The following is a 20,858-nucleotide window of genomic DNA, read 5'->3' on the forward strand; positions in this document are numbered from 1 at the left end:
CCCCCGTCACCTCGCCCATTCATGGCCTTGAACGCACTCAGGTGCGATCATTGGACCCGCGACCAGCAGAAGATGTGCCCTGGCACGAGGTGGAGGTGACGATGACCGCGTCGGTGTTCAATCACGAAGGCCCGTGGACCGAAGAGGAGTACCTCGCCCTCGGCGAGACGCAGCAACGCGTCGAACTCTTCGACGGGAGCCTTCACGTGACCCCAGCCCCCACCCCACGGCACCAACGAATCTCCCGCAAGCTCGGCAACATCCTGGAAGCCGCCGCGGAGGCGGCCAATCTTGAGCTGCTGGAGACGGTGAACGTCCGGCTCCGGCCAGGTCGAATACCGATTCCCGATCTCGTGGTCACCAACGCGATCGATCTCGACGAGCCCAACATCGAGTCAACTGACGTGCGACTGGTCTGCGAGATCATCTCGCCAAGCAACGCGTCCACCGACAAAGTCCTCAAGATGCACTACTACGCCGCAGCCGGCATTGAGTGGTATCTGCTGGTGGAGCAGGGGACGGGCGCCATGCGCCTCTACCAGCGGCAGGGCGGCCACTACGTGGAGCGGGCAACTACGAAGCGCGGCGAGGTTCTGGAACTGACCGAGCGGTCCGGGCCACGATCCGGCCGGAGGATCTCGTCCCCTGACGGGTGTCGGTCGGCTGGCCTACTGTCGGTCGCATGACCGAGTTCGACGCGGCCACCGCCGCCGTCCAGGCCGCCCTCGACGCCGGCGCGCGGTACGCCGACGCGCGGGTGATGCACCGCCGCTACGAGTCGATGACGGCACGCAACGGTGACGTGGAGGAGTTGACCCAGGACGAGAGCATCGGGCTGGGCGTCCGGGCGCTGGTCGGGGCGAGTTGGGGCTTTCACGCCGTACCCGATCTGTCGGACGCCGCCGCCCGCGAGGCCGGCCGGCGCGCGACGCGGACGGCGATGGCGAGCGCGCGGGTGCCCGGCCCCCCGGTCGACCTGGTCGCGACCGAGCCGGTCACCGCGAGCTGGGCCTCCGGTTGCCAGCTCGACCCGCTCGGGGTGCCGCTGTCGGACAAGGGCGACCTCCTCGTCGCCGCGACCCGCACGATGGCCGAGCACGGCGCGGACCTGGCCGAGGGCCTGTACCAGATCTGGGACACCGCGAAGTGGTTCGTCTCCAGCGAGGGCCACCGCATCGACCAGCGGATCCGCGAGTGCGGCGCTGGCATCTCGGCCACCTCGATCGGCGACGGTGAGACGCAGCGCCGCTCCTGGCCCAGCTACCGGGGGCAGTACGGCACCACCGGGTGGGAACTGGTCGAGTCGCTCGACCTGACCGCGCACGCCGCGCAGATCGCCGAGGAGTCCCGGGCGCTGCTCACCGCTCCGCTCTGCCCGGCCGGTGAGACGGACCTGATCCTCGGCGGCGAGCAGTTGGCCCTACAGATCCACGAGTCGGTCGGGCACGCCATCGAGCTGGACCGGATCCTCGGCTGGGAGGCCGCGTTCGCCGGCACGTCCTGGCTGGACCTGGCCCAGCTCGGCGCGCTGCGCTACGGCTCCGAGCTGATGAACATCACCATCGACCCGACGATCCCGGGTGCGTTGGGCAGCTTCGGCTTCGACGACGAGGGCTCACCGGCGGTCAAGCGGGACGCGGTCCGCGACGGTCGTTGGGTGGGGGTGCTCGCCGGTCGGGACTCGGCGGCGATGGCCAACCTCGACTACGGCGGCAGCGTACGAGCCGACGGGTGGGCCCGGCTGCCGATGGTGCGGATGACAAACGTCGGCCTGGAACCCGGCCCGCACACCCTGGACGAGATCATCGCGGCCACCGACGACGGCGTGCTGATGGATATCAACCGGTCCTGGTCGATCGACGACAAGCGGCTCAACTTCCAGTTCGGCTGCGAGATCGGCTGGGAGATCAAGAAGGGGCGGCGCGGACGGATGTTGCGCAACCCCACGTACACCGGGATCGGCCCACTGTTCTGGCGCTCGATGGACATGCTCTCCAGCGAGACGGTTCCCTGGGGGACACCCAACTGCGGCAAGGGCCAACCCGGCCAGATCGGGCACACCGGCCACCCGGCGGCGCCGGCCCGGTTCCGCAACGTCCGGGTGGGGGTGTCGGCGTGAGCGCGAGGAGTGAGCTGGAGCTGGCGGGGCAGGTCGTCGAGCTGGTTCGCCGTCTCGGTGGGCCGGCCGCGCAGGCCGAGGCGGTGGTGACCCGGGCGGACCTGGCGCTCACCCGGTTCGCCAACTCGGCCATCCACCAGAACGTCTCCGAGTCGACCGCCGAGGTCCGGCTGCGGCTGCACATCGACGGCCGGACGGCCGCCGGCAGCGGCAGCGTGGTCACCGCCGAGGGGCTGACCTCCCTGGTGGAGCGCACAGTGGCCGCAGCGCGGCTCTGCCCGCCCGACCCGGGTTGGCCAGGGCTGACCCCGCCCACGCCGACGCCGGACGCGCCACCTGTCGACGAGGCCACCGCGCACGCCGAGCCGGACCAGCGGGCCGACCGGGTCCGGACGTTCGTGGCCGCCGCCGGGGGTCTCAGCACCGCTGGCTACTGCCGCACCGCACACCGCTCGTCGGCGTTCGCGAACTCGGCCGGGCACACCGGGTACGGCCGCTCGGCGGAGGCGGCGATGGACGGCATCGCCCGCCGCGACGGCGCGGACGGGGTGGCCCGGCGCTACGCCGCCCGGCTGTCCGACCTCGACGGCGCCGAGCTGGGCGCGCAGGCGGCGGCGAAGGCGCAGGCCGCGGCTGACCCGGTCGAGCTGCCGCCGGGGCACTACGAGGTGGTGTTCGAACCGGCCGCCGTGGCGGACCTCCTGCAGAACCTGTCCTGGTACGGCTTCAACGGCAAGCGGTACGCCGAGCGGCAGTCCTTCGCCGAGCCGGGAGCGGCCCAGTTCGACCGGGCGGTGACCCTGGTGGACGATCCGCTGGGCACGTCGGGGCTGCCGTTCGACGCGGAGGGCACCGCCCGAGGGGCGCTGACCCTGGTCGAGGCGGGCACCACCCGCGCGGTGGCACACGACCGACGGACCGCCGCCGAGGCGGGCGCGGAGTCCACCGGGCACGCGGTTGCGGGTGGCACCACCTGGGGCCCGATGGCGCGCAACCTGCGGCTGTCCGGCGCGCCGGCGGGGCCGCCCAGCGCGACGGGCCGGAGCACCACCGGCACGGCGGCGGGCGCGGTGGTCGACACGGACACCGCCGCCCTGGTCGCCGGGGTTCGCCGCGGGCTGCTGGTCACCGACCTCTGGTACACCCGGGTGCTCGACCCGAAGAGCCTGGTCGTCACCGGGTTGACCCGCAACGGCGTGTGGCTGATCGAGGACGGCACGGTGGTCCGGGCGGTCCGCGACCTGCGGTTCACCGAGTCGTACCCGCGGGCGCTCGGGCCGGGGGCCGTGCTCGGGCTGGGCGCGCGGACGGTGCGCCAACCGGATCGGGTGGACGGTACGTGGTGGGCGGCGCCGTCGCTGCGACTGGCGTCGTGGCACTTCACCGGGGGTGCCTCCGGCTGACCGGGCAGTGACGTTCTTAACAACGTGCATCGATCGGCGCGCCAGGGCTTTCCCGCCGGCCGGACACACGGGACACTCCCTTGCGCGGACGGCCCGCAGAGATCGGCGTAACGTGTGTCACTTAGCTGCGTCGGTCGATCCGGCGTGGCCGTTGGTGTGCGCATGACGTGGCAGCGGGTGCGGGTTTCGCCGGTCCGTGTGCCGACCGGAGAGAGACCAGCCGGCCCCTACGGGCCCGTCGAGGAGACGACTCGAATGACTTCAACGGCAACGAGGCCGCGGGGAGCGCGGGCACGCGCCGCCATCGCGGCGAAGACGTTGCGTACCGACCGATGGTGGTTCGCCCCGCTGATCACCGTGGTCGGGCTCAGCGCCTGGGTCGCGTACGCGACGGTCCGGGTCTTCATGCACAAGTGGTACTGGGTCGAGGACTTCCACTACCTGACGCCGTTCTACTCCCCGTGCGTGACCGAGCGGTGCGTCGAGGGCGCCTCGCACTTCGGTCGGTTCCTGCCGGGTTGGTGGATCATCCCGGACGCCGCGCTGACCCTGCCGTTCCTGCTGCTGTTCCGGCTCACCTGCTACTACTACCGCAAGGCGTACTACCGGTCGTTCTGGCTGTCGCCGCCGGCCTGCGCGGTCCCGGACGGGCACAAGGAGTACAGCGGTGAGACCCGTTTCCCGCTGCTCGGCCAGAACCTGCACCGCTACTTCTTCTACGCCGCCGCGATCATCTCGCTGATCAACACGTGGGACGCGATCCTCGCCTTCCACTCGCCGAAGGGCTTCGGCTTCGGGCTGGGCAACATCATCCTGCTGCTCAACGTGGTGATGCTCTGGGCGTACACCATCTCCTGCCACTCCTGCCGGCACATCATCGGCGGCCGGCTCAAGCACTTCTCCAAGCATCCGGTGCGATACCGGGCCTGGACCGGCGTCTCCTGGCTGAACGTCCGGCACATGCAGCTCGCCTGGATCACCCTCGGCACCCTGGCGCTCACCGACTTCTACGTCATGGCACTCGCGGCCGGGTGGTTCTCCGACCTGCGGTTCATCAACTAAAGGGCCCCTGACATGACCACTACCACTCGCATCGCACGACACCACTACGACGTCGTCGTCATCGGGGCCGGCGGCGCCGGCCTGCGCGCGGCGATCGAGGCCCGACTGGCTGGCAAGAAGACCGCGATCATCTCCAAGTCGCTGTTCGGCAAGGCGCACACGGTGATGGCCGAGGGTGGCGCGGCCGCCGCGATGGGGAACGTGAACAGCCGGGACAACTGGCAGGTGCACTTCCGCGACACCATGCGCGGCGGCAAGTTCCTCAACAACTTCCGGATGGCCGAGCTGCACGCGAAGGAGTCGCCGCAGCGGATCTGGGAGCTGGAGACGTACGGGGCGCTCTTCGACCGCACCAAGGACGGCAAGATCTCGCAGCGCAACTTCGGCGGCCACGAGTACCCGCGCCTGGCGCACGTGGGTGACCGGACGGGTCTGGAGCTGATCCGCACCCTGCAGCAGAAGATCGTCTCGCTCCAGCAGGAGGACCAGCGGGAGTTCGGCTCGTACGACGCCCGGATCCGGGTCTTCTCCGAGACGACCATCACCGAGCTCATGCTCGACGGTGACCGGATCGCCGGCGCGTTCGGCTACTACCGCGAGTCGGGCGAGTTCATCCTCTTCGAGGCGCCGGCGGTGGTGCTGGCCACCGGCGGCGTCGGGCGCTCCTACAAGGTCACCTCGAACTCCTGGGAGTACACCGGGGACGGGCACGCGCTGGCGCTGCGCGCCGGGGCGACGCTGATCAACATGGAGTTCCTCCAGTTCCACCCGACCGGCATGGTCTGGCCGCCGTCGGTGAAGGGCATCCTGGTCACCGAGTCGGTACGCGGTGACGGTGGCGTCCTGAAGAACTCCGACGGCAAGCGGTTCATGTTCGACTACGTCCCCGACGTCTTCCGCAAGCAGTACGCGGAGACCGAGGAGGAGGCGGACCGCTGGTACACCGACCCGGACAACAACCGCCGTCCACCGGAGCTGCTGCCCCGCGACGAGGTGGCCCGAGCGATCAACAGCGAGGTCAAGGCCGGTCGGGGCTCCCCCGCCGGTGGTGTCTTCCTGGACATCGCGAGCCGGCGTTCCTCCGACGAGATCCGCCGCCGGCTGCCGTCGATGTACCACCAGTTCAAGGAGCTGGCCGACGTCGACATCACGGCCGAGCCGATGGAGGTCGGGCCGACCTGCCACTACGTGATGGGTGGCGTCGAGGTGGACCCGGACTCGGGCGCTGCCTTCGGCCACGTACGCGGGCTGTTCGCCGCCGGTGAGGTCTCCGGTGGCATGCACGGCTCCAACCGGCTGGGTGGCAACTCCCTGTCCGACCTGCTGGTCTTCGGCAAGCGGGCCGGTGGGCACGCGGCCAGTTACGCCGACGGGCTGGACGCCCGGCCGAGGGTCGCCGTGAACGCCGTCGAGGCCGCGGTGGAAACCGCGCTCGCGCCGCTCCAGCGGGACACCGGCGAGAGCCCGTACACCCTTCAGCAGGACCTCCAGGCGGTCATGGGTGACCTGGTGGGCATCATCCGCAGGGAGGGTGAGCTGGCCGACGCGCTGGTCCGGCTCGCCGAGCTGCGTGAGCGGGTGGCCAAGGTGAGCGCGGCCGGCGGCCGGCGCTACAACCCGGGCTGGCACCTGGCTCTGGACCTGCGCAACATGCTGGTGGTCTCGGAGTGCACCGCGAAGGCGGCGCTGGAGCGGCAGGAGTCGCGCGGCGGGCACACCCGGGAGGACTACCCGGCGATGGAGCCGAAGTGGCGGCAGGTCAACCTGGTCTGCTCGCTGGACGGGGACACCGTGCAGCTGACCCGCAAGCCGCTGCCGAAGATGCGGCCGGAGCTGATCGGCCTCTTCGACCGGGCCGAGCTGGCCAAGTACCTCACCGACGAGGAGCTCGCCGACTTCGACGCCCTCGTCGCCGACGCTGGAGAGGCGGACAACCGATGAGCGCGAAGCGTCAGTTCCGGATCTGGCGGGGTGACGAGACCGGCGGTGATCTGCAGGACTACATGGTGGAGGTGAACGAGGGCGAGGTCGTTCTCGACGTTATCCACCGCCTCCAGGCCACCGACGCGCCCGACCTGGCCTGCCGGTGGAACTGCAAGGCCGGCAAGTGCGGCTCCTGCTCCATGGAGATCAACGGCAAGCCGCGGCTGGGTTGCATGACGCGGATGTCGACCTTCGGCGACGACGAGACCGTCACGGTCACCCCGCTGCGCACCTTCCCGGTCATCCGAGACCTGGTCACCGACGTCTCGTTCAACTACGTGAAGGCGCGGGAGACCCCGGCGTTCGCGCCTCCGGCGGACGTGGCTCCGGGTGACTACCGGATGCAGCAGGTCGACGTCGAGCGCTCGCAGGAGTTCCGCAAGTGCATCGAGTGCTTCCTGTGTCAGACGGTCTGCCACGTGGTCCGCGACCACGAGGAGAACAAGCAGGCCTTCTCCGGCCCCCGGTACTTCATCCGGGCCGCCGAGCTGGACATGCACCCGCTGGACACCAAGACCGACCGCAAGGAGTACGCGCAGGCGGAACAGGGCCTCGGTTTCTGCAACATCACCAAGTGCTGCACCGAGGTCTGCCCCGAGCACATCAAGATCACTGACAACGGGATCATCCCCATGAAGGAACGGGTCGTCGACCGCAGGTACGATCCCCTTGTGTGGCTAGGTAGCAAGATCTTCCGTCGGGGCGAGACGCCCCAGACCAGCGTGACCACCGCCCGTCCGGGCACGGCGACGTCGGGCTCCGCCCGGGGTGGGCTGCACTCGCACTCGGGTGGCTCGCACGATCCGCGGGCTGAGGCGCAGGCGCAGCGCGGCGTCAACTGGGACCGGGAGGTGCCCCACCCGACCGCTCCGGCGGTCGACGACCGGGGCAGGCTGCCGCTGACCGAGCTCACCTTCGACCGGGCCGCCGCGCCGTCGCCGTTCGGCGACGACGTGACCTTCCCGCTGCCTCCGGAGCACCTCAACTTCGCGCACCCGGAGCAGGACAAGCACTAACCACCCGAACAACAGCGGGGGCCGTGGCAGCAGCCACGGCCCCCCGCCCCATTCCCAGGCCGGCGGTCCGGGTGCGGGTAGGGGTGGGGGGGTTGGTTAGGGGGTTTTGAGCAGGGGGCGGAGGGCCGCCACGATGGGGGCGTCGGCGGGGAGCCAGGTGACCGAGTCCAACTCGTCCACGGTGAGCCAGCGGAGCGCCTCGTGCTCCAGCGCCTGTGGCTGGTCGTCGCCGAGCAGGCGAGCGGCGTACACCTTGAGCACCGAACGGCCGTGCGCCATCCGGACGTTGCGGCCGACCCGCTCGCCGATCTCGACGCGTACCGCCAGCTCCTCGGCGCACTCGCGGATCAACGCGTCGGTCTCGGCCTCCCCCGGCTCGACCTTTCCGCCCGGAAACTCCCACATGCCCGCCACCTCGGGCGGCGCGGAACGCGCACAGGCGAGCACCCGCCCATCCCGGATGATCGCCGCGCCGACGATCACCTTCAGGTCCCGTCGTTCGGCCTGCCGGCCGCCATTCGCCCGTTCGGTCTGCACGGCCGTCCAGGGTGCCAGATCAATCGGCGGTTTGGGTACCGTAGCCGTCCGCTAGGCCAACAAGACACGGAAGTGTGGGCGTGGACACCCCCTCCGGGCAGCGAGAGACTAGGAGACACCGACAAGACACGGGATGGCGACGATTTGGCCACAAGCCGGCAACGGCGCTTGGGGGGTGCGGTGATGCGCGTGCTGTTCAACAGCAGGGCCAAGCACGACTACCTTGCCGACGCGTTGACCTTGCTATCTGGTTGGACACGCGAGGGCGAGCAGATCCGACGGACGCTCGTGATCGACGATACCCAACACGCCGCACTAACTGAACGGGTCAAGGTCGTCGCGGATGCGCTGCATCTGCGACCCGAGATCAGCCGCCGGTCCGACAGCACCCAGATCCGGGTCGGGCACGGCAACGGCGAGCCGCTGACCGAGGGCGAGGTCCTGTTGGCCGCTCGCATCGAGGACGCCTACCGGGCGGTGACCGAGTCCTGAGCGGCGACCGAGAAAACATTGAGGTTTCGCTGAAAGGCGCAGGGGTAGGAGTTTGGTGCGAGAGCAGACAAGGCTCTCGCACCGGATGAAACCCCAGATTGCGCCTTTCAGGAGCCGACATGACCACCCCCACCCAGAACCGCGCCAACGACCACGTCGAGCACGACGTCCGCCGCGTCCACCATCGCGGTGCCGAGACCAAGCCGTCCTGGAAGACCAGCGAGCTTGTGATCTACGTGCTCGCGGTCATCGGTGTGCTGATCGCATCGAACGCCGTGGGCGACGGTGCCGCGAACGACGGGGGCGACTACTTCGCCGCCGACAAGGCCTGGTGGTTCATCACCCTGCTCACCATCGGCTACCTGGTGAGCCGGGGTCTGGCCAAGGCTGGCAGCCGCAGCGCCGACCACGACCCGCGTAGCGACCACTGACCACCCTTGTGAGCCCCGCGCTTTCGTCCTCGGACGGAACCGCGGGGCTCACGCGTGGGAGCAGACTCCCGGGTACGCGACTGCGTAGTCCTCGTCCGCCCCGGGAGGTTGGCACCGGTTTCCTAGCCTGGGACGCATGGCGAACATCGCGTACGACCGCAAAGAGCAGGTCCAGCAGATCGAGAGCGGCCTCCTCGACGGCGAGCAGATCATCGCCGTCTACGACGCCGTCGGCACCGGCACCGGTTTCATCGGGTTGACCGACCGCCGCGTGATCATCCAGGACCGCTCCTTCGTCGGGAAGCGGTTCGCGATCACCAGCATCCCGTACTCGAAGATCACCAGCGTGAGCGTGGTCAGCAACAAGTCCTGGGGTGGTTCGTTCTTCTCCACCGGCGCCATCGCCATCCACGTCGGCACGCACACCTACGAGGTGGAGTTCCGTGGTGCGCAGAAGAGCCACCACGTGCACAACGTGATCCTGCACCACATCTCCTGACCGCACATCCCGCTGCGGGCCCGGCCGGCGTAATTGCCTTGCCGGGCCCGTGGCGTCTCTGGTGTCCTCGATCGACAGCCGCGCGAAGGGAGCAGCCACCATGCCCAACACAACGAGGTCCCCCGAACCCACCGTCATCCGACCTGAGGAATCGAGACTTCGTGAGCACTACCGTTCCCCTGGCGCTGCTGGGCGCCACTGACCCCAACCCCGGAGGCCGCTGATGTCGGTCTTCGACGATCCCGGCCTCTTCGGCCGACTGTGGGCCGCCGACTACGACGGCCCGGGCAACCCGGACCCGATGCCGGCGGTGGACTTCCTGGCCGACCTGGCCGACGGCGGTCCGGTGCTGGAACTGGCGATCGGCACCGGCCGGGTCGCGCTGCCGCTGGCCGAACGCGGCCTCGCCGTGCACGGCGTCGAGGCGTCCGAGGAGATGGTCGCGCACCTGCGGGCCAAGCCCGGCGGTGAGCGGATCCCGGTGGCCATTGCCGACATGGCGGACGTACCGGTGTCCGGTGAGTTCCGGCTCGCGTACCTGGTCTTCAACACGCTGTTCAACCTGGTCGACGCCGACCGGCAGGCGGACTGCTTCCGCAACGTCGCCCGGGTGCTGTCGCCGGGCGGCGCGTTCGTCATCGAGACGTTCGTGCCGGACCCGCGCAGCTTCGACGCGGACGAGCGGGTGCAGGTACGTGAGGTGACCGAGGACTCCGCGACGATCCGACTGCACAAGTACGACCGGCCGGCGCAGCGGTTCATCCGGCAGACCATCACCTTCGACGGTGCCGGTGTGCACCTGAAGCCGTTCGCCATGCGATACGCCTGGCCGCACCAGATCGACGAAATGGCGCAGCAGGCCGGGCTCCGGCTCACCGAGCGGTACGCCGACTGGCACCGGCGTCCGTTCCAGGCCGACAGCCCGGCGCACATCTCCGTCTACCGGGCGGAGTAGCGGCGGTTGATCGACTCCGGTTCCCGGGATCCCGCGGTGTCGAGGTCCCCTTACCCCCCGATTTCAAGGAACCGGAGTCGATCTCCGTGCGCCTGAGGTGAGATCCGGCCACGTTGCGCCGTGAGCGGATTCTGCTGGTAGCAGCCCGCTCTGGTCAACGAGGATCGCGCCGGGTGAGCTGGCAGCATGCCAACCGACGCCGCCCGCTTTCCACGCTCCTCGCCGTACTGGCCGGTGGTCAGTCACCCTCAGCTCCGGCGCGTCCTGCCCGGGCTCGCCGTGTCCGCGTTGGGTGACGGCATGGCGGTGGTCGCGGTGACGTGGCTCGCCATCCAACTCGCCCCGCACAGTCAGCGCGGCACCTGGATCGCGCTGGCCATGGCGGCGTACACCCTGCCCAGCGCGGCCGGGACTGTCGTCTTCAGCCGGTTGCTGCGCGGGCGCGGCGGCGCGCAGCTCGCCGGGTGGGACGCGATCCTGCGGGCCTCCGCCCTCGCCGCGATCCCCCTCGCGTACCTCGCCGGCGTGCTCACCATTGGGCTGTACGTGGTCCTGCTGGCCGCGTCGGCGCTGCTGCACTCGTGGGGTTCCGCCGGCCGGTTCACAGTGATCGCCGAGCTGCTGCCGCAGCGACACCATCTGCCGGCCAACGCCGTACTCAGCACCATCGGAGGGTTCGCCACCATCGTCGGCCCGCCACTGGCGGGCATCCTGATCAGCTGGTCGGGGCCGGTGTGGGTGATCGCCATCGACGCCGCCACCTTCGCCGCGCTGGCCCTCACGTACCGTCTCGCCCTTCCCGCCGACGGCGGACCCGCAGGGTCCGAGCGGGACGCTTCGCGAACGGCCGGCTTCGCGGTCATCCGCCAGAACCCCGCCCTGCTGGGCCTGCTGACGCTGAGCCTCGGGTTCTTCTTCCTCTTCGGACCGGTGTACGTGGCGATGCCGATCCACATCACCGACGACCTGCACGCGTCCGCGACGCTGCTCGGCGCCTACTACACAGCGTTCGGCATCGGCGGCCTCGCCGGAGGTCTGGTCGCCGGTTACCTTCGCCACTGGCCACTGCGAGCCACCACCATCGGCATCGTCGTCGCGTTCGGCGTCGCCATGCTGCCGCTCGGCCTGGGCGCACCCGTCGGCGTGTCGTTGCCGGCGTTCGCCCTGGCGGGCCTGATCTGGGCACCGTACATGTCCACGTCGATGGCGCTGTTCCAGCGCAGCACGTCGACAGCCCAGCTGCCCGCGGTGCTCGCCGCGAACGGTGCCATCCTCGTGCTGGCGGTGCCACTGGGCACCATGCTGGGTGGGCCGCTGGTGGGTGCCGTCGGCCCCCGACCGGCGCTGCTGCTCTGCGCCGTGGCGATCGTGGCCCTCGGCCTGATCGCCGGGGGGTCCGCGATCTCTCGTCGGAGCGCGCGAACCCCCGGCGATCCGGCCGCCACCGAGATCAGTGCCAGTCGCTGATGCTGACGTCGTCCGGCGCCGGCCGGCCATGCCCCGCCAGGACGTTGACCATTGTCATTCTCCTTCGTTGTTGGTGCGGGTGCGCTCGATCGCCTCGGCGATCCGCTTGATCCGACGGAGTCGGGCGTCCCAGGTGGAGCCCACCGCCGACAACTGCGCGACGGCGCGGGCGAGCTGCGCCTCGTCGACCTGGTAATGACGCTCCCGACCGGCCGACTCGGCGTGGATCAGCCCGACCCGGTCCAGGACGGCCAGGTGCTTCGAGACAGCCTGGCGGGTGACGGGTAGCCGCCTGCTCAGCGACGTCGCGGTGCCCGGTCCGTCGGAGAGCAGAAGATCGATCATCGTACGACGGGTGGGGTCACCGATCGCCGACCACAGCTCGTCGTCGATCGCCGTACTCACGGGGTGGAGACCAGCCGCGTGACGTACGCGCCCAACCTGGGCAGGTAGAGGTCCCACCCGTTCTCGTGGTCCTGGTACTGCGCCTCCAGGACGGCGATCTCCCAGCCCATCTCGCGGAACCCAGTCTCGGTCATCCTGATCTGCGTCCCCGTGCCGTCGGGGATCAGGTCGAAGGTGACGAGCAGGGCCGGTCCACTGCGGTCCGGCTCGGTGAAGCACCACCGGAAGGAGAATCGCTTCGGCCGGTCGACCTCGACGACGGCGAGCGCGACGGTCGTCGTCTCGCCGGTGTCGGCATTGCGCCACACGAGTTCGCCGGGCGCGCCCGCGACCGACTCGAACCGCGCGTCGTCGGGCCACCACTCCCGCATGTGCTCGGGCTGACTGACCACCTCGAAGACGACCTCGGGGGACGCGTCGACGTGGATGTCGCGTTCGATCATTCCCTGTTCCATGACCCACAACCTTTCGCAACCTTTGGTTGCATTGAACCTATGACAGTCCGCGCCCTCGCGCAACCTTTAGTTGCATGTTGCGGTTCGCGTCGTACCCGGGGCGCACAATGCCGTGCATGTCTGAGCCATCGCCACAACGGCACCACGCCATCGACTACGTCGAGTTCACGGTGACCAACCTCGCCGAGGCCAAGCGCTTCTACGCCGACGCGTTCGGCTGGGAGTTCAACGACTACGGGCCCGCGTACGCCGGCATTCGCAGCCCGCACGGCGACGCCGCGCCCGAGGTCGGCGGTCTCCGCGAGGATCAGGCCGTCCGGGCAGGCGGTCCGCTGGTGCTGCTCTACTCGGCCGACCTCGACCGCTCCGTCCAGGCCGTGCAGGAGGCCGGCGGGCAGGTGGTGAACGGGCCGTACGAGTTCCCCGGTGGCCGCCGGTTCCACTTCACCGACCCCAGCGGCAACGAGCTGGGCGTCTGGGCCGAGCGGTAGGGGACGCGGACCCGTGCACACCCTGTTGGTGGCCGTGCACCCGGAGCCCGGGTCCGAGGCCATCTCCGTACCGCCGGACGAGCGCGAGGGAGGCGCTCCCGGAATCGGGTCCAGTGTGTAACGCCGTTCGCCGGACTGCCGCCTAATCCCATGACGCGACGATCTTGTCGCGGGCCCGCACCGGCCCTGCCGGCGACAGCGGGCTTCACGGGGTTACCACCGAAAGGGGACCGCACGTGCGATTCCGCACAGTGATCGGCTCAATCCTGGCATCAACGACGGCCGCGGCAGTCGGCCTCGTCGCCACCACCGCACCCGCCGCTGCCAGGGACAGCGTCACCCTGATCCAAGGCGTCACCGGCGTCGTCGACACTGTTGCGGCCGGCGGTCGGGTCTTCATCTCGGCGAACGACCGCATCGTCGTGGCCGACAGCAGCGGCACGTTCACCGGCAGCATCACCGGCCTGGCCAACCCGACCGGCCTCGCCGTCACGCCGGACGGCAACCGGGTCTACGCCGCACTCTCCGGCTCGAACGAGATCGCCGAGATCAATGCGGCCACCCTGGCCGTCGTCCGACGGATCAGCCTGGCCGACTATCCGTCCCCGGCGAACCTGTCTCTCGACGGTGACCAGCTCTGGGTCGGCTACGGCATCAAGAACGACTTCGTCGGCGGAGTCCTCGGCCTCGACCTGTCAGTGCCGTCGCCCACGCCCGTCCAGGTCGCCACGCGGATGTACGGCGCTCCCCTGGTCGCCGGCGCCGGCACCACGGTCTTCACCGCCGAGGCGGGCATCACCCCCGCGAGCCCTCGGGTGTACGACGTCAGCACGGTCCCGGCCACGCTGCGGGGCGTCATCGACGGCGCGGACAACGACCTGTTCAGCCTGAGGGACCTCACCATCACGCCGGACGGCACCCGAGCCATCTCGGCGTTCGCCACCGCCGGCTTCGACGTCTGGGACACCACGACCCTGACGAAGGTTCGGAGCTACGGATCGAGGGCAGACGCCCCGGGCTCGGCGGGCGCGATCGCGCTCAGCCCGGATGGCGCGCACGTCGCCACCGCCCTGTACGGCTCGGGCTACGGTCCCTACGCGGAGGTGTACGACGCCGCCACGGGGTCGAAGACCCTCCAGAGCCAGATGACCTACAAGGGTGATCTGGTCAGCGGCAGCCTCTCCGTGCTGGGCAACGACCTCTACGCCCTGCTCAGTGACTGGCCGTACAACCGCTACTACCTGTGGCGGGTGGAGGGCGCCTTGTTGCCGACGTCCACGCTGAGCCTGTCGGCCACCACCACCGCGACCGCGTTGGACCCGTTGACCATGACGGGCCAGCTCGCCGTCCCGGACGGTTCCGCTCCCGGCGCGCAGCCGATCGAGATCACCCGTACGCTGCCCGACGGCACCACCGCGACCCTGCCCGGCGTCACCACCGCCGCGGACGGCACCTTCGTCGTCACCGACAACCCACCCGTCAGCGGCAGCGTCAGGTACACCGCCGTCTGGGACGGTAGCCCCGCCTTCCGCTGGTCACAGACCACGACCACGGTCAACGTGGCCCAGCATCCCACCTCGCTGGTCGTCACCGGACCCACGACGGCAAACACCGCCAAGCCGCTGAGGCTCACCGGTCAGATGAGCACCGCCGGCAACGTCCCCACGCCGGCCTCCGGGAAGATCGTGGTGTACCGGGTCTACACCAACAAGAACGGCTCCGTCGGGGCCGACCTGCCGCTGGTGCCGATGGCCGCCGACGGCTCGTTCACCATCACCGACACGCCCCCGGTGGGCGGTCAGTACACGTACCACGTCCGCTTCGATGGGGACGCCACCTACGCGTACGCCTACACGAGCCGGGATGTCACGGTCCGGGGCGCGGGCAGCTGAGCCACCCGACTCGGTAGCGCCGACGGCCCGGCGAGGACGGCACTGTGGAGAGCGCACCGATGCGCTCTCCACAGTGCTCGGTGACGGCAACGGGCCCACCGTCCCGCTGGCGACCGGCACCTGAGCCCGCAGGTGTAGCGCGAACGGCCGTCACTGCCGCCGAGCGCGCAGCACGCCGGTCAGCATCGGCAGGGCGAACTCACCCTCGGCGGTTTCCGACCTGCTCCCGAGGAAGGCGCGAATCCGGCCGAGCACTGCCTCCCGGTCCGGATCCGGCATGACAAGCATCCCCGCCCGGGTCGCCAGTGTCGCGACGAGAGAGTCGGCGGTACGGCGCTGCGCGTGCGGAAACTCGGCCTGCTCCGGCGACCCGAAACCGGCGACCAGACCGGCGCTCGGGGCGAGGAGGTCCGCCGTCGCCGTGCGCCAGCGGCCCAACGTGTCACGCGGGCCGATGGCCGCGCTCCCGCTGACCCGCTCGAGTTCGGCAACCCAGTCGATCCGGTCGTCCAGGACGTTCCACAGCCCGGCCAGGACGCCTCCGGGTGCGAGGACCCGGGCGATCTCCGGCCCCGCGACGGCCATGTCGAACCAGTGCAGGGCGTTGCCGGCCAGCACGGCGTCGACTGACGCGTCCGGCAAGGGGATGGCCTCGGCGCTACCCGTCAAGGCAGGGACGGCCGGCAGTGCACGGCGCAGCTCGGTGAGCATCGCCGGGTCGGGCTCGACCGCGACGACGTCCAGGCCCGCCGCGCGAAGTGATGCGGACAGCTTGCCGGTGCCGGCGCCGAGGTCGAGCACCCGTGAGCCGGGCGCGACGTCAAGCGCCCAGCACACCGCGGCCTGCGCGTAGTCCGGGCGATGCTCGGCGTAGGCGGCAGCCGCGGCACCGAACGACGATCGGAGCATCTGTTCCGTCATGCGGTCAACCTATCCCGGCCGCTGGACATCGACTGGGACCATGACCACCGTGACGATCGTGCGGAGCTGGTGGCGCTTGCGCTACCCCGCCTACCTGCTCGGCGTGGTGGCCGGGATGGTCATGATGTGGCTGCCCGTCAAGACCTTCAACGACAACGGCGCCTGGGAGGACCGGCTGCGGGCTGAGGGTGTGCCGGTCGAGGCGGTCATCCACGAGACGGTGCACAAGAGACGCATCAGCAACACGATGCATCTGCGCTACCAGGTGGGAGGGGCGTCATCGGGGCGGCGGGTCTGGTCCTGTCCGGCACGATGCTGGCCGCCGTGACCGGCCGCTTCCTCGGACGACGACGCGACCGTCGACAACGTGGCTGGCAGCGGCAACAACGAGAACAGCGCCGCCGACAGTTCCTGAACGCCAGAGGCGGAACGAAGCGCAAGCCGAGCCGCCGCTGAACGGACCCCCGACCCCGGCGAGCAGACCGGCCAGCAGTGAGCGATCAGCCGCCCGGGGCGGACGGCTGAGCCGAGTCATTCTGGGTAGCCGTCAATCCGAGCCGGGTAGGGACCGTTCGCTGGCTTCCGCGAAAGTGCCTGCGAGGATCCGGTCGATGAACTCGTTCTTCGCCAGGCTGTAGTCACCGGCTCGGTGGACCGTGTCCCGCGCGAGGCTCCGCTTGGTCGCGGCGTAAAGCTCCCGGTCGTCCGGATGCGAGCGCAGCCAGTCGCGGAAAAGCCTGTGCCTGATCGGTTCGGGCGCGCCCCGTGGCCAGACGTGGAGATTGATGTCTTCCGCCGGGCCAACCAGCATCCGATGCCCGTGCCACCACGGCTCGCGGAGAACGAGTCGGTACCCGATCCCCTCAAGGGCGGGGATGTAGCGGGACTCGTCCGCCGTGTCCTCAAGCAGGAGGTCGATGTCGATGATGGGCTTGGCGGCGAGGCCCGGCACCGACGTGGATCCCACATGTTCGGTGGTGAGGATCAGGTCGCCCAAAGCCTCCGTGAGCGAGCACCTGGCAGCGGCGTATCGAGCAGCCCAGGCCGGGTCGTAATCCTCGATGGTGATCGACTGCCAGCTCTTCGGAGCCTCTCCTACCAAGCCGGCAGCTACCTGCTCAGGCGTTGCGTGGAAGCGCTGGACAACCTCCTGCGGGTACTCGGCCAATCCAACCTCCAAAAGGATCGAAGTCGGCCAGGATACGACACGGGTCTTGGATCGCTGGCGCAAGAACCTGCGGCCACGGCTGGAGGGTCTTACCGACGAGGAGTACTTCTGGGAGCCGGTGCGCGGCTGCTGGACCATCCGCCCACGGGGCACGTCGGCCGCGCCGATATCGGAGGGTTCGGGGGAATGGACGATGACTACGTGTTCCCCGGCCCGGTGCCGGCGCCAGTGACCACGATTGCCTGGCGGCTGGCGCACATTATCGTCTCGTGTCTGGGCTATCGGGTTGGCTGGTACTTCGGCGGCCAGAACGTCGACACCGAGACATTCGCCTACGCGGGGACCGCTGACGAGGCGCTGAAACAGCTCGATGAGATGTATGGGAGATGGCACGCGGGGGTTCGCGACCTCTCGGACGCTGACCTGGAGAATCCGCCCATGGTGGGTCCCGAGCGGTTTCCCCTGGAGAACAGGATCCTGCACGTCAACAGGGAGTTGATCCATCACGGGGCCGAGATTTCCCTGCTACGCGACCTCTATCGCTGGCAGGACGGAGCCGTCCCGCGCCGCGAGCTGTGACGAGGCATCCGGTTGTGCCCCAGGGCCAGGCGTCAACGTTCTGACCTGCGGGACCGGGCTGGATTCAGACGTTGAAGCGGAACTCCACGACGTCGCCGTCCTGCATGACGTACTCCTTGCCCTCGATGCGGACCTTGCCCGCCGCCTTGGCCGCCGCCATCGAACCGTGCTCGACCAGGTCGTGGTAGGAGACCACCTCGGCCTTGATGAAGCCGCGCTGGAAGTCGCTGTGGATGACACCCGCGGCCTCCGGCGCGCTGGCGCCGATCGGGACGGTCCAGGCGCGCGCTTCCTTGGGGCCGGCGGTGAGGTACGTCTGCAGGCCGAGGGTGCGGAAGCCGACCCGGACCAGCTGGTTGAGGCCCGGCTCGTTCTGGCCGATCGACTCCAGCAGCTCGCGGGCCTCCTCCTCGGGCAGGTCCACCAGCTCAGATTCGATCTTGGCGTCCATGAAGACGGCCTCGGCGGGGGCGACCAGGGCACGCAGCTCGTCGAGGAACTCCTCGTTCGCCAGCTCGGCCTCGTCGACGTTGAAGACGTACAGGAAGGGCTTGGTGGTGAGCAGGTGCAGCTCGCGCAGGTGCTCCAGCTCGATCTTGGCGGCGGCGGCCCCGGAGTAGAGGGTGGTGCCGCCGTCGAGCACCTCGATCGCGGCCTTCGCGGCGGCGACCGCGGCGGCCCGGTCCTTGCGGAGCTTGGCCTCCTTCTCCAACCGGGGCAGCGCCTTGTCAAGGGTCTGCAGGTCGGCCAAGATCAGCTCGGTGTTGATCGTCTCGATGTCGTCGGCCGGGGAGATCTTGCCGTCGACGTGCACCACGTTCGGGTCGGAGAAGGCCCGGACCACCTGGCAGATCGCCGACGCGTCCCGGATGTTCGCCAGGAAGGCGTTGCCCCGGCCCTGCCCCTTCGACGCGCCGCGAACCAGGCCGGCGATGTCGACGAACGACACCGGGGCCGGCAGCACCTTCTGCGAGGAGAAGATCTCGGCCAGCTTGCCCAGCCGCTCGTCGGGCAGCCCGACCACGCCGACGTTGGGCTCGATGGTGGCGAACGGGTAGTTCGCCGCCAGCACGTCGTTCTTGGTCAGCGCGTTGAACAGCGTGCTCTTGCCGACGTTGGGCAGGCCGACGATGCCGATGGAGAGACTCACGACCAGCCAGCTTACGCGGGTGCCGACCGGCCAGGTCCAGGCGGCTCCGATTCGGGCGGCCCCGGGGCTGGCAGGGTGGCAGGGTGGCAGACGTGCGGACGACGTTGCAGTTCCTCATCATGGTCGACGGCCCGCTGACGGCGGCGGAACTGCTGGACCTGATCCGCAGCCGGCTGCCCGACGCGGTGCCCTACCGACGCGACTCGGTGGACGTGTGCGGCAACCTGTTGGAGATCAACCCCAACGAGGACGCCGACCGGCGGCTGGCCGCCACGGACGAGGACGACTACCTCTACTTCCGGTGGCGGGTGGAGCTGACCCCGATGGACGACACGATCGACGAGAGACACCAGATCGGTCTCGCCCGGGAGCTGCTGCGGGCGATCGAGGGGCCCCAGGCGCGGGCGACCGTGTGCGCCGCGTTCGAGGACCGGGTCTGACCGGAAACGGGCACGCCTACCCGGGGCGGCGTTGGCGGGGCAGCTCGACCTCGGGCCACAGACCCGGCGCCGGGCGGTCGGCCGGCGGCAGCTGCGTGGCGGCGGCGTGGGGCAGGGTGAACCGGTCGGCGGCGGCCGGACCGGCGGCGGCCGACTCGCGCAGCATCCAGCGCACCTCGTCGGCGGTCCAGCCCAGGCTCGGCCGGGCGGCGATCTCTCGGATCAACCGCCGGCCGACGCTGGTGTCGTCGTCGTAGAAGCGCATGCACCGGTGATGCGTCCACATGCCGAGCGCCCGCAGCGCCGCGTCGTCGAGCGAACGGACCAGCCGCCCGCAGGCGGTGTCGGGAAAGGGACGCCGGGCGTCGCTGGCCCGGTCCCGTTCGATGGCGCCCACGGCGGCCGGCGCGACGGCCCGCATCCGGCGGTAGAAGGACTGCGCCACCGCGCGGGGCAACGGCGGGTACGCACCCGGTGTCGACGCCGCCGCCCAACCCGCCACGCTCGTCATCCCCGCACCCCTTCTTCAGTTGGTGGCCGGACCGTACCCGCCACGACCGACACTTCCGGGCCGAAAAACCCCGCCGAATCGTGGATAGCGACGATGACCTGGGGCGTCTGTACGGGTGACAACGAAACGGGGGTGGTGGGTGGACGAGGACGAGCGCGCCCGACTGGCCGAGTTCGTCGGCAGCCGGACTCCGGCGCTGATGCGTGTGGCGTACCTGCTGACCGGGGACCGCAACGCCGCCGAGGACCTGCTCCAGTCGGCGTTGGCGCGGACCATCCCGAAGTGGGGAACCATCCGGCACGCCGATCCCGAGGGGTATCTCCGCGTGGTGATGTACCGCGAGCAGATCAGCTGGTGGCGGCGGTTTCGCCGGTGGCGGGAGACACCGCTCAACCCGGCGGACGAACCGGTCCGCGCCGACCCGAGCGGCGGCTCCGACCTGCGGTTGGCGATGCGCGCCGCGCTCCGTCACCTGCCCCCGGCGCAGCGGGCGGTGGTGGTCCTGCGCTACTACGAGGACCTACCGGAAGCCCGGGTGGCTGAGCTGCTGGGCTGTTCGGTGGGCACGGTACGCAGCCGTACCCACCGGGCGGTGGGACGGCTGCGGGCGCTGCTGCCGGAGGCCGAAATGCTGGAGGTACGGCGATGACCGAACCTTTCGAGCACCTCATCCGCTCCACCCTCACCGACCTGGCCGAGGAGGCACCGATCGTGCATGACCAGTTGAGCCGAGCGGAACGGCGGGTGCGCAACCGACGCCGAGCCACGGTGACGGTGGGGGCGGTGAGCACGCTCGCGGCGATCCTGATCGCCACGCCGCTCGCCCTGGCCGCGACCCGCTCGGACGAGCTGCCGCCGGCCGCGCCCAGCCCGGTCGCCCCG

General features: G+C 70.0%; 23 protein-coding genes and 2 pseudogenes. 18 read left to right on the forward strand and 7 right to left on the reverse strand.

The features are described from left to right. Window positions 1-101 precede the first annotated feature (101 nt). The 6 genes from JM949_RS08345 (at window position 102) to JM949_RS08370 (ending at window position 7,583) form a co-directional block, all read left to right on the forward strand. Window positions 102-686 carry a Uma2 family endonuclease gene (locus JM949_RS08345; RefSeq protein ID WP_238432801.1) on the forward strand — a complete coding sequence of 195 codons (585 nt, stop codon included), beginning with the start codon at window positions 102-104 and terminating at the stop codon, window positions 684-686. Then, window positions 683-2,119: a TldD/PmbA family protein gene (locus tag JM949_RS08350; protein ID WP_203147856.1), complete on the forward strand. Its 1,437-nt coding sequence runs from the start codon at window positions 683-685 to the stop codon at window positions 2,117-2,119. The genes JM949_RS08345 and JM949_RS08350 overlap by 4 nt, the downstream gene beginning before the upstream one ends. Continuing rightward, complete coding sequence (locus tag JM949_RS08355) at window positions 2,116-3,522, forward strand: TldD/PmbA family protein (protein ID WP_203147857.1); 1,407 nt, start codon at window positions 2,116-2,118, stop codon at window positions 3,520-3,522. The genes JM949_RS08350 and JM949_RS08355 overlap by 4 nt, the downstream gene beginning before the upstream one ends. 255 nt (window positions 3,523-3,777) lie before the next feature. Continuing rightward, complete coding sequence (locus tag JM949_RS08360) at window positions 3,778-4,584, forward strand: hypothetical protein (RefSeq protein ID WP_203147858.1); 807 nt, start codon at window positions 3,778-3,780, stop codon at window positions 4,582-4,584. Between the two features lie 12 nt (window positions 4,585-4,596). Further along, a complete protein-coding gene (locus JM949_RS08365) occupies window positions 4,597-6,525 on the forward strand; it encodes a fumarate reductase/succinate dehydrogenase flavoprotein subunit (protein WP_203147859.1) in 1,929 nt (642 codons plus the stop codon). Then, complete coding sequence (locus JM949_RS08370; protein ID WP_203147860.1) at window positions 6,522-7,583, forward strand: succinate dehydrogenase/fumarate reductase iron-sulfur subunit; 1,062 nt, start codon at window positions 6,522-6,524, stop codon at window positions 7,581-7,583. The genes JM949_RS08365 and JM949_RS08370 overlap by 4 nt, the downstream gene beginning before the upstream one ends. Before the next feature lie 96 nt (window positions 7,584-7,679). Here the strand turns inward: JM949_RS08370 and JM949_RS08375 are convergent, their stop codons facing one another. After that, the gene (locus JM949_RS08375; RefSeq protein WP_203147861.1) at window positions 7,680-8,120 is read right to left on the reverse strand and encodes a (deoxy)nucleoside triphosphate pyrophosphohydrolase; all 441 of its coding nucleotides are present in this window, start codon (window positions 8,118-8,120) and stop codon (window positions 7,680-7,682) included. A gap of 183 nt (window positions 8,121-8,303) precedes the next feature. On the opposite strand from JM949_RS08375, the gene JM949_RS08380 reads away from it, so the two are divergent. From JM949_RS08380 to JM949_RS08400, 5 genes are all read left to right on the forward strand, one after another. Then, a complete protein-coding gene (locus JM949_RS08380; RefSeq protein WP_203147862.1) occupies window positions 8,304-8,612 on the forward strand; it encodes a 4a-hydroxytetrahydrobiopterin dehydratase in 309 nt (102 codons plus the stop codon). Window positions 8,613-8,731: 119 nt separating this feature from the next. Then, window positions 8,732-9,043, forward strand: coding sequence for a hypothetical protein (locus JM949_RS08385; RefSeq protein ID WP_203147863.1), 312 nt, complete (start codon window positions 8,732-8,734; stop codon window positions 9,041-9,043). Window positions 9,044-9,179: 136 nt separating this feature from the next. Beyond that, window positions 9,180-9,542 (forward strand): PH domain-containing protein, encoded by a 363-nt coding sequence (locus tag JM949_RS08390; protein WP_203147864.1) that lies wholly within the window; start codon window positions 9,180-9,182, stop codon window positions 9,540-9,542. Between the two features lie 223 nt (window positions 9,543-9,765). After that, a complete protein-coding gene (locus JM949_RS08395; RefSeq protein ID WP_203147865.1) occupies window positions 9,766-10,497 on the forward strand; it encodes a class I SAM-dependent methyltransferase in 732 nt (243 codons plus the stop codon). 186 nt (window positions 10,498-10,683) lie between these two features. After that, complete coding sequence (locus JM949_RS08400; protein WP_203147866.1) at window positions 10,684-11,964, forward strand: MFS transporter; 1,281 nt, start codon at window positions 10,684-10,686, stop codon at window positions 11,962-11,964. A gap of 54 nt (window positions 11,965-12,018) precedes the next feature. Here JM949_RS08400 and JM949_RS08405 read toward each other — a convergent pair whose 3' ends face one another. Continuing rightward, a complete protein-coding gene (locus JM949_RS08405) occupies window positions 12,019-12,369 on the reverse strand; it encodes an ArsR/SmtB family transcription factor (RefSeq protein WP_203147867.1) in 351 nt (116 codons plus the stop codon). Beyond that, on the reverse strand, window positions 12,366-12,824 hold the full coding sequence (locus tag JM949_RS08410) for an SRPBCC domain-containing protein (protein WP_203147868.1): 459 nt from the start codon (window positions 12,822-12,824) through the stop codon (window positions 12,366-12,368). The genes JM949_RS08405 and JM949_RS08410 overlap by 4 nt, the downstream gene beginning before the upstream one ends. Before the next feature lie 116 nt (window positions 12,825-12,940). Here JM949_RS08410 and JM949_RS08415 point away from each other — a divergent pair, with 116 nt between their 5' ends. Beyond that, window positions 12,941-13,315 carry a VOC family protein gene (locus JM949_RS08415; protein WP_203147869.1) on the forward strand — a complete coding sequence of 125 codons (375 nt, stop codon included), beginning with the start codon at window positions 12,941-12,943 and terminating at the stop codon, window positions 13,313-13,315. 236 nt (window positions 13,316-13,551) lie between these two features. Beyond that, a complete protein-coding gene (locus tag JM949_RS08420) occupies window positions 13,552-15,207 on the forward strand; it encodes a hypothetical protein (protein WP_203147870.1) in 1,656 nt (551 codons plus the stop codon). Window positions 15,208-15,357: 150 nt separating this feature from the next. Here the strand turns inward: JM949_RS08420 and JM949_RS08425 are convergent, their stop codons facing one another. After that, the gene (locus JM949_RS08425; RefSeq protein WP_203147871.1) at window positions 15,358-16,128 is read right to left on the reverse strand and encodes a class I SAM-dependent methyltransferase; all 771 of its coding nucleotides are present in this window, start codon (window positions 16,126-16,128) and stop codon (window positions 15,358-15,360) included. 40 nt (window positions 16,129-16,168) lie between these two features. On the opposite strand from JM949_RS08425, the gene JM949_RS08430 reads away from it, so the two are divergent. Next, window positions 16,169-16,456: a hypothetical protein gene (locus JM949_RS08430; protein WP_238432795.1), complete on the forward strand. Its 288-nt coding sequence runs from the start codon at window positions 16,169-16,171 to the stop codon at window positions 16,454-16,456. A gap of 219 nt (window positions 16,457-16,675) precedes the next feature. Here JM949_RS08430 and JM949_RS08435 read toward each other — a convergent pair whose 3' ends face one another. Next, the gene (locus JM949_RS08435) at window positions 16,676-17,296 is read right to left on the reverse strand and encodes a GrpB family protein (protein ID WP_238432796.1); all 621 of its coding nucleotides are present in this window, start codon (window positions 17,294-17,296) and stop codon (window positions 16,676-16,678) included. A gap of 16 nt (window positions 17,297-17,312) precedes the next feature. Between JM949_RS08435 and JM949_RS08440 the strand changes: the two are divergent. Continuing rightward, a pseudogene (locus JM949_RS08440) lies at window positions 17,313-17,875 on the forward strand (DinB family protein). Between the two features lie 64 nt (window positions 17,876-17,939). On the opposite strand, the gene ychF reads toward JM949_RS08440, so the two are convergent. Next, a complete protein-coding gene (gene ychF / locus JM949_RS08445) occupies window positions 17,940-19,025 on the reverse strand; it encodes a redox-regulated ATPase YchF (RefSeq protein WP_203147874.1) in 1,086 nt (361 codons plus the stop codon). Window positions 19,026-19,108: 83 nt separating this feature from the next. On the opposite strand from ychF, the gene JM949_RS08450 reads away from it, so the two are divergent. After that, on the forward strand, window positions 19,109-19,465 hold the full coding sequence (locus JM949_RS08450; RefSeq protein WP_203147875.1) for a hypothetical protein: 357 nt from the start codon (window positions 19,109-19,111) through the stop codon (window positions 19,463-19,465). A gap of 16 nt (window positions 19,466-19,481) precedes the next feature. On the opposite strand, the gene JM949_RS08455 is transcribed toward JM949_RS08450, so the two are convergent. Continuing rightward, the gene (locus JM949_RS08455) at window positions 19,482-19,976 is read right to left on the reverse strand and encodes a hypothetical protein (RefSeq protein WP_203147876.1); all 495 of its coding nucleotides are present in this window, start codon (window positions 19,974-19,976) and stop codon (window positions 19,482-19,484) included. Between the two features lie 139 nt (window positions 19,977-20,115). Between JM949_RS08455 and JM949_RS08460 the strand changes: the two genes are divergently transcribed. Continuing rightward, on the forward strand, window positions 20,116-20,625 hold the full coding sequence (locus tag JM949_RS08460; protein WP_203147877.1) for a SigE family RNA polymerase sigma factor: 510 nt from the start codon (window positions 20,116-20,118) through the stop codon (window positions 20,623-20,625). Continuing rightward, window positions 20,622-20,858 (forward strand): annotated as a pseudogene (locus tag JM949_RS08465) (hypothetical protein); the annotation flags it as partial. The gene JM949_RS08460 and the pseudogene JM949_RS08465, both read left to right, overlap by 4 nt.

The organism is Micromonospora tarensis, from assembly GCF_016803395.1.
Classification (GTDB): domain Bacteria; phylum Actinomycetota; class Actinomycetes; order Mycobacteriales; family Micromonosporaceae; genus Micromonospora; species Micromonospora tarensis.

Bases quoted from the DNA above. Each gene is read 5' to 3' on its own strand.
- JM949_RS08345 (WP_238432801.1), top strand. From the start codon at position 102: ATGACCGCGTCGGTGTTCAATCACGAAGGCCCGTGGACCGAAGAGGAG.
- JM949_RS08350 (WP_203147856.1), top strand. From the start codon at position 683: ATGACCGAGTTCGACGCGGCCACCGCCGCCGTCCAGGCCGCCCTCGAC.
- JM949_RS08360 (WP_203147858.1), top strand. From the start codon at position 3,778: ATGACTTCAACGGCAACGAGGCCGCGGGGAGCGCGGGCACGCGCCGCC.
- JM949_RS08365 (WP_203147859.1), top strand. From the start codon at position 4,597: ATGACCACTACCACTCGCATCGCACGACACCACTACGACGTCGTCGTC.
- JM949_RS08370 (WP_203147860.1), top strand. From the start codon at position 6,522: ATGAGCGCGAAGCGTCAGTTCCGGATCTGGCGGGGTGACGAGACCGGC.
- JM949_RS08380 (WP_203147862.1), top strand. From the start codon at position 8,304: ATGCGCGTGCTGTTCAACAGCAGGGCCAAGCACGACTACCTTGCCGAC.
- JM949_RS08385 (WP_203147863.1), top strand. From the start codon at position 8,732: ATGACCACCCCCACCCAGAACCGCGCCAACGACCACGTCGAGCACGAC.
- JM949_RS08390 (WP_203147864.1), top strand. From the start codon at position 9,180: ATGGCGAACATCGCGTACGACCGCAAAGAGCAGGTCCAGCAGATCGAG.
- JM949_RS08395 (WP_203147865.1), top strand. From the start codon at position 9,766: ATGTCGGTCTTCGACGATCCCGGCCTCTTCGGCCGACTGTGGGCCGCC.
- JM949_RS08400 (WP_203147866.1), top strand. From the start codon at position 10,684: ATGCCAACCGACGCCGCCCGCTTTCCACGCTCCTCGCCGTACTGGCCG.
- JM949_RS08410 (WP_203147868.1), bottom strand. From the start codon at position 12,824: ATGGAACAGGGAATGATCGAACGCGACATCCACGTCGACGCGTCCCCC.
- JM949_RS08415 (WP_203147869.1), top strand. From the start codon at position 12,941: ATGTCTGAGCCATCGCCACAACGGCACCACGCCATCGACTACGTCGAG.
- JM949_RS08425 (WP_203147871.1), bottom strand. From the start codon at position 16,128: ATGACGGAACAGATGCTCCGATCGTCGTTCGGTGCCGCGGCTGCCGCC.
- JM949_RS08430 (WP_238432795.1), top strand. From the start codon at position 16,169: ATGACCACCGTGACGATCGTGCGGAGCTGGTGGCGCTTGCGCTACCCC.
- JM949_RS08455 (WP_203147876.1), bottom strand. From the start codon at position 19,976: ATGACGAGCGTGGCGGGTTGGGCGGCGGCGTCGACACCGGGTGCGTAC.